The sequence below is a fragment of the Cupriavidus sp. SIMBA_020 genome (genome assembly GCF_046535395.1).
GTDB lineage: Bacteria > Pseudomonadota > Gammaproteobacteria > Burkholderiales > Burkholderiaceae > Cupriavidus > Cupriavidus campinensis.
Window position 1 is genome coordinate 1 of record NZ_JAWRWU010000261.1, and the last position, 321, is coordinate 321.

A 321-nucleotide genomic window follows, 5' to 3' on the forward strand; every position below is an offset into this window, starting at 1 on the left:
CCACGCCACCCTGAACACGGTGGTGCCCGTCTTCATGCTGATGTGGGCGGTGGCGCTGATCGGCGCGCCGACCGCCTCGCTCCTGGGCATGCTGGGGCCGGTGTCGGTGTTGTTCCTGGCGTCGTGGTTCCTGGATGAGCCCGTTACCGCCTGGCAGTTGGCGGGCACCGCGCTGGTCCTGGCCGGCGTGTTCGTATTGATGGGGGGCGGGGCCGCCAGGCCTTCGCCCGCCGCTCCCGGCGGCAACGCTGCCCCGCGTTGAGGTCCGGGCTTCCTGTTTGATTCTCAAGCTTGCGTCGCAACAATCCAATGAAAGGAGGC

The 321-nt window shown here is 68.2% G+C and carries 1 protein-coding gene; it reads left to right on the forward strand.

Features of this window, described 5'->3' with window-relative positions; all coding sequences use genetic code 11:
• Positions 1–262: DMT family transporter (locus tag SB751_RS29110; protein WP_410748921.1), on the forward strand; the 262-nt coding region annotated here is incomplete at its 5' end.
• Between the last annotated feature and the right edge of the window lie 59 nt (positions 263–321).